The 7,335-nt window shown below is 46.1% G+C and carries 7 protein-coding genes and 1 pseudogene; 3 read left to right on the top strand and 5 right to left on the bottom strand.

The features are described from left to right. Positions 1–468: SDR family oxidoreductase (locus Q0241_RS17475; RefSeq protein ID WP_299379992.1), on the top strand; the 468-nt coding region annotated here is incomplete at its 5' end. Positions 469–569: 101 nt separating this feature from the next. On the opposite strand, the gene Q0241_RS17470 is transcribed toward Q0241_RS17475, so the two are convergent. Genes Q0241_RS17470 through Q0241_RS17460 form a run of 3 tightly spaced genes read right to left on the bottom strand, consistent with a single transcriptional unit; the run spans position 570 to position 3,621 of the window. Next, the gene (locus tag Q0241_RS17470) at positions 570–1,013 is read right to left on the bottom strand and encodes a SufE family protein (RefSeq protein WP_299379989.1); all 444 of its coding nucleotides are present in this window, start codon (positions 1,011–1,013) and stop codon (positions 570–572) included. Between the two features lie 10 nt (positions 1,014–1,023). Beyond that, a complete protein-coding gene (locus tag Q0241_RS17465; RefSeq protein ID WP_299379986.1) occupies positions 1,024–2,208 on the bottom strand; it encodes a nicotinate phosphoribosyltransferase in 1,185 nt (394 codons plus the stop codon). Between the two features lie 27 nt (positions 2,209–2,235). After that, positions 2,236–3,621, bottom strand: a complete 1,386-nt coding sequence (locus Q0241_RS17460) for a class II 3-deoxy-7-phosphoheptulonate synthase (RefSeq protein ID WP_299379983.1) — start codon at positions 3,619–3,621, stop codon at positions 2,236–2,238. 397 nt (positions 3,622–4,018) lie between these two features. Here Q0241_RS17460 and Q0241_RS17455 point away from each other — a divergent pair, with 397 nt between their 5' ends. Further along, positions 4,019–4,813, top strand: a complete 795-nt coding sequence (locus Q0241_RS17455) for an aspartyl/asparaginyl beta-hydroxylase domain-containing protein (RefSeq protein ID WP_299379980.1) — start codon at positions 4,019–4,021, stop codon at positions 4,811–4,813. A 93-nt stretch (positions 4,814–4,906) separates the two neighbouring features. Here the strand turns inward: Q0241_RS17455 and gor are convergent, their stop codons facing one another. Further along, positions 4,907–6,283, bottom strand: coding sequence for a glutathione-disulfide reductase (gene gor, locus Q0241_RS17450; protein ID WP_299379978.1), 1,377 nt, complete (start codon positions 6,281–6,283; stop codon positions 4,907–4,909). A gap of 194 nt (positions 6,284–6,477) precedes the next feature. On the opposite strand from gor, the gene Q0241_RS17445 reads away from it, so the two are divergent. Further along, positions 6,478–6,903: a hypothetical protein gene (locus Q0241_RS17445; RefSeq protein WP_299379975.1), complete on the top strand. Its 426-nt coding sequence runs from the start codon at positions 6,478–6,480 to the stop codon at positions 6,901–6,903. Between the two features lie 45 nt (positions 6,904–6,948). On the opposite strand, the pseudogene Q0241_RS17440 reads toward Q0241_RS17445, so the two are convergent. Continuing rightward, positions 6,949–7,335: pseudogene (locus Q0241_RS17440) on the bottom strand (NADP-dependent oxidoreductase); the annotation flags it as partial.

The raw sequence follows: 7,335 nt of genomic DNA, 5'->3' as shown, positions 1-7,335 counted from the left end.
TGGCACAAAGCTTTGGAAGCCAATATGGTCACTCCAATTCTGCTCACCAAAGCTGTAATTGACGGCATGATTGATCGTAAATTCGGACGCGTCGTGAACATCACTTCTGGCGCCGTAAAAGCACCTATCTCTATATTGGGGCTGTCCAACGGTGCGCGGTCTGGCTTAACCGGTTTTGTGGCTGGCCTTGCCCGGGAAGTCGCCGCAAATAACGTTACAGTTAACAATTTATTGCCTGGACCGTTTGAAACAGATCGTCTGACCGCGACACTGGAAGGTGCTGCGAAAAAGAACGGCACAACGCTTGAGGAAGAATGGGCCAAACGCCAGTCATCAAACCCAAGCAAGCGCTTTGGTAAACCTGATGAGTTCGGCGCTGCATGCGCATTCCTGTGCAGCACACGTGCAGGCTTTATTACCGGACAGAACTGGCTTCTCGATGGTGGCTCTTATCCCGGAACCTTCTAGTCCGACCCAATACCCCCGTACTATAAAGTCACAAAAAAAGCTCGCAGAAAATTTCTGCGAGCTTTTATACTTTTGAAGGCATTTACAAGCCGTTACTGATCTCAGCAATAGCTTTCGGCAGTAGCCTGAATACGCTTTACCATGGCATGCAAACCATTGGCACGGTTCGGGCTAAGATGCTGAGAGAATTCAAGTCGAGCAAGAATATCATCAATATCAATCGCCTTGATTTCCTGGGCAGTCTTATTTGAAAAGATCATCAGAAGAACAGCAACAAGCCCGCGGACAATATGGGCATCACTATCGGCAATAAAGCTCAAACGCTGCGGCGTGCTTTCATCCACATTACACACAAGCCACACTTGACTCGTACACCCTTGAACACGGGAAGATTCTGTCTTGAGAGCATCGTCCATAGCCGGAAGCTTTCGCCCCATCTCAATGATATAACGATATCGTTCTTCCCAATCATCTAGGAATTCAAAACTATCGATAAGATCTTCAATAGATGTATCTGTTGATGCGTCTGTGACTGTTTCAGTCATTGTTACTTATTTACTTTCTAATCAGGAACTCTCGTCCCACCTTCACACGGGGAACGTTGTCATATTCTACAATATCAGCCGTCGCATAGGTTTCAGACCAACGATTAGGCAGGTAACTTCCTGTACCAACGACATTAAGCGGTGCTTCCGCCTCGGCCATTAAGCGACACTTTGCCGGGCTAAAACCGGATGAGGCAACAATTTTGACTTTGGTAAAGCCCTCTTTATCCAAAGCTTCGCGCATCGTCCAAATCGCAGCGGCAGATACTCCAGGCCCTACCAAATAACGAAGTTCTTCTTCGTTACGATAGCCACGGATTGCCCGCGGCACATTACGTTCTAGCACCGCATAAGAACTCGGCGGATCAAGTGTCTCGACAAATCGGCTTCCCGCCGTATCCAAACGCACAGACAACAGACCTTCAGCCGCACGTTTTGGAAAACGACGACATACCGTCAGTGCATCTGTAATCTCACGGGCGAAATAATCGACCAGCACAGTCATGGGATCACCCGGAAAGGTCTCATCAAACATTTCCGCAGCTTTCAGTGTCGATCCTGCATAGCCAATCAAAGCATGCGGCATCGTCCCCATGCCGCTATCTTGTCCAAAGAAGTGCGCTGTTGCATCCGTCGCATTACCAATGAAACCAATTGCCCCGTTTTTACGCTTGGCCCGATCTGCGCCAACAGAAGCAGCATAGGCCATAATTTCAGCCATGTCGGTTCCGGCACAATGGCGCGCATCCATTGCAAGAAAAGCAACGGAATGAAGATCTGAACACATCGTAAAGGCATTGTATGCAGCCACACAGGCAGGCCCAAGACGCTGTAACAGCAAGGTCTCAAGATCAACCAGATGTACCAGAGATCCTGTCAGGTACATTATAGGCTCACCCGCACCGACCCAGCGTCCTTCGGCGTAACGAAGATCTATTTCAAGATCAAAGTTACGTTTTTCTGCCATCTCTTCCAGCCACTTGATAACAAGACCCGGCGCGGACACGACTGGACGCCGCATAAAGATGGCATAGGTCACCTTTTGATCACCAAACTTTTCAACAACCTTTTTACTTCTATTGAAATAATGGTCTGTCCAAGCCGTGATGTCTTTATCTTCAACAGGCCAGAGGGAGGATCGCTCCTCCCTCTGGTGTCTGTTCTGTTGACGTTTTTCGTGTGTACTGTCAGGCATAAAGCTTACCCGTTAATCGTCAGAACCTTAAGACGCCTGTGCAACAGGTGAAGAGGAACGGTTTTCACGCTCGTCTTTCAACTGTTCCGCAATCAAGAAGGCCAATTCCAAGGATTGGCTGGCATTCAAACGCGGATCACAATAGGTGTGGTAACGTGCGGAAAGATCTTCATCTTTAATCGCCTGCGCTCCACCGATGCACTCGGTCACATCCTTACCTGTCATTTCGAAGTGAACACCACCTGCATAGGTGCCTTCAGCTTTATGAACAGCAAAGAAGTTACGAACCTCTGCCAGAACACGATCAAACGGACGTGTTTTGTATCCGCTAGAAGACTTGATGGTATTGCCATGCATAGGATCACATGACCACACCACCTTCTTGCCTTCACGCTCAACCGCACGGATCAGTGCCGGAAGATGTTCTTCAACTTTGTCGTGGCCCATACGAACGATCAGAGTCAAACGTCCGGCATCATTATTCGGGTTCAAGCGATCAATAAGTTTCAGCAGATCATCCGGATTGGATGTCGGACCACACTTCATACCGATCGGGTTATGGATACCACGCATAAATTCGACATGCGCCTCGTCAAGGTGTCTTGTACGATCACCTATCCACAGCATATGTGCGGAACAGTCGTACCAATCACCAGTCAGACTATCTACGCGGGTCAGGGATTCTTCATAATTAAGAAGAAGGGCTTCATGACTGGTGTAGAAATCAGTTTCGCTCAACTGCGGAACCTTTTCTTCGGTCAACCCACAGGCTTCCATAAAACCAATGGCTTCATCAATACGCTGGGCCAAGGCTTCATAGCGATCTGACTGTGCTGAATTACGAACGAAGTCATGATTCCAGTCGTGAACCTTACGAAGATTGGCATAACCACCCTGAGCAAAAGCTCGCAACAGGTTCAACGTCGAAGCTGATTGGTGATAAGCCTTCACCAAACGTTCCGGATCAGGAATGCGTTCTTCAGGGGTAAAACCGATACCATTAATGATATCACCACGATAGCTTGGTAGCTCCACACCATCGATTGTTTCTGTTCCCGCTGAACGTGGTTTGGCGAATTGTCCTGCCATACGGCCAACTTTAACAACAGGGCAAGCAGCCCCAAAGGTCAAAGCCACAGCCATTTGTAGCATTACCTTAAAGGTATCGCGGATATTATCGGGATGAAACTCGGCAAATGCCTCTGCACAATCGCCGCCCTGTAACAGGAAGGCGCGGCCTTCGGCCACTTCACCAAGTTGCTTACGTAGTCTGCGTGCCTCGCCTGCAAAAACCAGTGGCGGTTGGCCCGCCAAGGTTTTTTCCACGGAATCTACAACAGCAGAATCCGGGTATTCGGGCACTTGCCGAATATCCTTGGCGCGCCAGGAATTAGGTGTCCATTTCGCGCTCATTTACAATACCTCTAAATTACACAATATAATTTCACGTTTGACAGTTTTAATCGTCTTTTCTGTCCTTTACCAGCACAAAGCCTTACTTATCTTATATATTCATCAAAAATACATATCTCAAGCATATCCGCAGTACGGAAGATACTCTTGATATAGGCATCTAGAATTCAGATTTCACCAGAATTTCATTTGCAGCAAAGCCTATTCATGATTAGTTGATAGCGATTCGCACTTATAGCTTTTCGTCATTTGAAACAGTTCAGCCGACGGGCTATATACATAGAAGAAACGTTAGCCAGTTTGAAAATCACACCGCCGATCGATCTTACCAAGATATCAGGCTCAGCCAGAAATATCAGAGACAGATCGTATTCGGTCAGAAGCTAAGGGTCACTTTATGAGCAAGAAACAGATCAGCAGATTATTACGTGTAATCATTCCGCTGGCGATCCTCCTCTATTTTATCCCCCTCTTGACCATTGCTTTTATCATCATGGGGCTTCTGGATGTCGGACGTCACCATCAGGTTACAGCAGATCTGGCAAAAAAATATTTTACAGGCAACGGCATGCTGACTTGGGCCTTATCCCCGATCAATCTGTTCCTTGATCTCATTTCTGATCGGAACAGATATGTTTATAAGCTGAATGATTTCCCCGAAGGACATCGCGACGAAATTGCCAGTGTCCTAAAAGAATTTGACGATAACAAAGAAGAAATCATCAGCGATATTCGCGCCCAGCTTGGTGGAGAAAGCCGCGGTATGTTGTTTTACAAATGGTATGGCAAAAACACCAATGATGCGGTTCCAGCCTTTAACAAGGAATTTACCTATATCAAGACCATCGGCGTATCCGTTTTTAATAAAAAGAAATCGACGTCACTACACTTTGGCCCCTTACGCCTGACACTACGTGTTCTTTATAACCTGACACCGATTAAAAGTGATAATATCTATATCGAGGTCGATGGCAAAAAACACTACTGGCACGATGAACCTCTTTTCATTTTTGATGACACGATCCAGCATCAATCCATAAATGAAGAAGACCATGAACGCTATTGTGTCTTTGTTGACGTGCTGCGGCCATCAGCCTTCACAGGATTACAAAACGTCTTCATGCAAATCATGCAGACTGTGTTCATTAAATTTAATGGTATCTTCTACAAAAACTGGACTTTTCTTAAATAATTTAAAGTTTGAAAGTCATGTTCTATGCACAAACAAAGGGCTGCATGAATTTCGTGCAGCCCTTTGTAATTAAAAACAATAAATGTAAGTTCGTTATTTTTTCACAGGCTCGCGCATCGTGACAAACTCTTCCGCAGCAGTTGGATGTATGCCAACAGTTGCGTCAAACATATCCTTCGTCGCCCCGGCTTTGATCGCAACGGCAAATCCCTGAACGATTTCAGGCGAGTCAGCACCGACCATATGAAGCCCAACAACTTTCTTGCCGTGTTTTTCAACAATCAGCTTCATCAAAGCTCTCTCGTCACGACCAGACAGGGTATGCTTCATGGGTCGGAAGGACGATTGATAGACGTCGACATCACTATAACGATCCAGCGCCTGTTCTTCGCTCAAGCCAACCGTACAAACGGGCGGATGACTGAAGACAGCGGTTGCAACATTATGATGATCCATCGCGCGGGGTTTGCCTTTAAAGGCAGTATCAACAAAAGCCATTGCTTCCTGAATGGCAACAGGTGTCAGATTGATCCGATCAGTCACATCGCCAACAGCATAGATATTCTTCGCCGTTGTCTGCGAGAATTCATCGACCTTGATCGCATCTTTGCTGTTTAGTTCAACACCAGCCTTTTCAAGACCAAGTCCCTCAACATTCGGCTTACGACCTGTTGCCGCAAAAACAGCGTCCACTTCGACCTTGCGCCCATCAGAATAGGTTACTTCCAGTCCGCCATCTGTTTTTTCTATATTTTCAATCGTCAAATTAAGCTCAAGCGCGATACCCTTTTTAGCCATTTCAGCGCCGAGGAATTCGCGAACATCACGGTCAAATCCACGCAAGAGTGCATCACCGCGATAAACTTGTGTTACATCGGCCCCAAGACCGTTGAAAATCCCTGCAAACTCGACCGCAATATAACCACCACCATAGACGATCACGCGCTTGGGCAGCTCATCCAGATGAAAAGCTTCGTTAGAGCTAATCGCATGCTCCCAGCCCTTTCCTTCGGGGAAGACAACATGACCGCCAGGAGCTAACAAGATCTTATTAGCCGTAAAGGTCTGATCGCCAACACGTACAGTGTGCCTGTCTTCAAGAACAGCACGCCCGTCATACCTTGTTACATTTGCATTCTTCAAAATGCCCTTATAAATATCTTCAAGGCGATCAATCTCTTTATCTTTATTGGCAATCAGTGTCTTCCAGTCAAAAGAGCTACCACCTACGGACCAACCAAACCCGGCGGCATCTTCAAATTCTTCATGGAAATGGCTTGCATAGGAAAAGAGTTTCTTGGGAACACAACCGCGAATAACGCAAGTTCCGCCATAGCGATATTCCTCTGCCAAAGCGACTTTAGCGCCCGTAGCCGCAGCCATTCGTGCACCACGAACACCACCGGAACCCCCACCGATTACAAACAGATCATAATCATATTGAACATCATCATCGTGATAGGTCGGCATACAACAGGCTCCTGAAAGATAAAGCTATATTTTTGATATTAAATACTTAGGACAGACTAAGTGGAAATAAAAGTATCGAATTTAAAGATCGGATTATTATAATAGTTATTATAGGCACTGTAACTTCCCTCTTAGCCCTGATAAATCACTGTTTTTATTATATGGTTCGAAGTTCACAAGATCGTGACAAGGTAATGTTTTTTGAAAACGCTATAAGTTCAAAGAAACACATTCTCTCCGGAAAAGTTAACCAGTACATGAGCCTTTACAAATACATCACCATCCTGATCACTCTCATCAATTTCCCAACACTTGCATACAGCGAAGAAAGAAAACTATCCGGTGAGGAGATCAGACAGTATCTCACAGACAAAAAGGTTGTTCATCGCCAGGATGCAAATAATGGTTTCTGGCAAACCTTCAATGCTTCAGGAATAACCCATTATCAGGCACAGGGCAGAAAAGCAGAACAGGGAAAATGGAACGTGCAAGCTGATCAGTATTGCTCGCAATGGAGACCTTTTGGCTGGACTTGTTATGATATGACGGTCCAAGGCAATCTCATCACATGGATATCCAAAGAAGGAACGCTTTATAAAGGGCGGATAATTGATCAATAGAGAGACGACGATGTCAGGCAGTTCCTTCCTCCTACCGCCTTCTCTCTATAATTTTACGATAACCTTACCTTGATTAGCTCCGCTCAGAAGACTTTCCAACCCTTTAGGGGCAGAAGACAGCCCCTCAAAAATCTCTTCGCTAAAACTTAATTTCCCTGCTTTGTAGAGAGGCAAGAGACCTGAAACAGCTTCGGAGAGACGGTGCATATGATCAAAAATCAGGAAACCTTGCATCTTGGCCCTCTTCACCAGCATGGTTCGCGACACCCGCGGGCCAGTTACTTGGTTCGGTGAAATGCCAATCACACCGCAAACAGTCATCCGGGCGCCGATATTAAACAAATTCATAACAGCATCTGAAATTGGGCCACTGACATTATCAAAATAGACATCGACACCATCAGGGCAAACCTTGGCAAGATCACCAGCCAA

The sequence above is a fragment of the uncultured Kiloniella sp. genome (assembly GCF_937128705.1).
Lineage (GTDB): Bacteria > Pseudomonadota > Alphaproteobacteria > Kiloniellales > Kiloniellaceae > Kiloniella.
Note: the sequence above shows the minus strand (reverse complement) of the source record. Positions and strands in the feature narration are given on the sequence as shown.

Excerpts from the sequence above, each read along its gene's own strand:
- Q0241_RS17470 (WP_299379989.1), bottom strand. The coding sequence starts at position 1,013 with ATGACTGAAACAGTCACAGACGCATCAACAGATACATCTATTGAAGAT.
- Q0241_RS17465 (WP_299379986.1), bottom strand. The coding sequence starts at position 2,208 with ATGCCTGACAGTACACACGAAAAACGTCAACAGAACAGACACCAGAGG.
- Q0241_RS17460 (WP_299379983.1), bottom strand. The coding sequence starts at position 3,621 with ATGAGCGCGAAATGGACACCTAATTCCTGGCGCGCCAAGGATATTCGG.
- Q0241_RS17455 (WP_299379980.1), top strand. The coding sequence starts at position 4,019 with ATGAGCAAGAAACAGATCAGCAGATTATTACGTGTAATCATTCCGCTG.
- gor (WP_299379978.1), bottom strand. The coding sequence starts at position 6,283 with ATGCCGACCTATCACGATGATGATGTTCAATATGATTATGATCTGTTT.
- Q0241_RS17445 (WP_299379975.1), top strand. The coding sequence starts at position 6,478 with ATGTTTTTTGAAAACGCTATAAGTTCAAAGAAACACATTCTCTCCGGA.